Source organism: Caballeronia arvi, assembly GCF_001544695.2.
Taxonomy (GTDB): Bacteria; Pseudomonadota; Gammaproteobacteria; order Burkholderiales; family Burkholderiaceae; genus Caballeronia; species Caballeronia arvi.
In genome coordinates, this window is the sequence record NZ_FCOM02000238.1 from 1 (window position 1) to 1,328 (window position 1,328).

Annotated in this window: 1 protein-coding gene; it reads left to right on the plus strand. The window is 60.1% G+C overall.

The features are described 5' to 3' along the window. On the plus strand, nucleotides 1–1,203 hold a 1,203-nt coding region (locus AWB74_RS44595), incomplete at its 5' end, for a sulfatase-like hydrolase/transferase (protein WP_061152808.1). Nucleotides 1,204–1,328: the final 125 nt, after the last annotated feature.

Genomic DNA, 1,328 nt, shown 5'->3' on the forward strand with positions numbered 1-1,328 from the left:
AAGCCACTGGGTTATGCCACCGGGCAGTTCGGCAAGAATCATCTGGGCGACAAGGATGAATTCCTGCCGACCATGCACGGCTTCGACGAGTTCTTCGGCAATCTCTATCACCTGAATGCGGAAGAGGAGCCCGAGGACGCCGATTATCCGAAGGACCCGGCGTTCAGGAAACGCTTCGGTCCGAGAGGCGTGCTGCATTGCCGCTCTGATGGCAAGGGCGGTCAGAGCATCGAGGACACCGGCGCGCTGACCAGAAAGCGCATGGAAACGATCGACGACGAAACGACGAAACTCGCGTGCGGGTTCATCGACAAGGCGCACAAGGAGGGCAAGCCGTTCTTCGTCTGGTACAACACGACGGCCATGCACTTCCGCACGCACTGCGCGGAGAAGCACAAGGGCAAGAGCGGACAGGGCGACTATAACGACGTCATGGTGGCGCACGACGAGAACATCGGCAAGATGCTGGCGAAGCTCGATGAGCTGGGCATTGCCGACGACACCCTCGTCATGTACTCGACAGATAATGGCCCGCACTTCAATAGCTGGCCGGACGCGGGCATTACGCCGTTCCGTTCCGAAAAGAATACGAACTGGGAAGGCGGCTGGCGGGTTCCGGCATTCGTTCGGTGGCCGGCGAAATTTCCCGCGGGCACGGTTCTCAACGGCATCGTCACGCATCAGGACTGGATGACGACCTTGCTCGCGGCGGCGGGCGAGCCGGACGTCAAAGAAAAGCTGCTCAAGGGATATAAAGCCGGCAACAAAACGTACAAGGTTCATCTGGACGGCTTCAACATGCTTCCGTATCTGATGGGAGAAGTGAAGGACAGCCCGCGCGATTCGTTCTTCTATATCAGCGACGACGGCGATATCATGGCCATCCGCGTGCGCGACTGGAAAATGGTGCTGCTGGAGCAGCGCGCCAAGCAGTTGGCGTGCTGGGCTGAGCCGTTCGTCCGGCTGCGTATTCCGAAGATGTTCAACCTTCGGCGCGATCCGTTCGAGCGTGCGGACGAGAGTTCGAATACTTACTATGACTGGGTGATTTCTCACGCCTATCTGATCTACGGGATGCAGGCGGTCGTGGCATCGCAGCTCGAAGGCTTCAAGGCGTTTCCGCCGCGTCAGAAACCTGCGTCGTTCAACCTCGACGCCGTGCTGCGGCAACTCGACGATGCGGGCGGCGGCGCGCATCATTGAGCGGGCATAAGCGTCGCTGAAGGGCATCGATCCTGGACCCCGGCTGAAACAGCCGGGCGTTCCGCGCTGCGAGGAGGTGTCAAGTGACTGCAGAGCATGACCGGCTCGATGAAGCCCGACGCGGC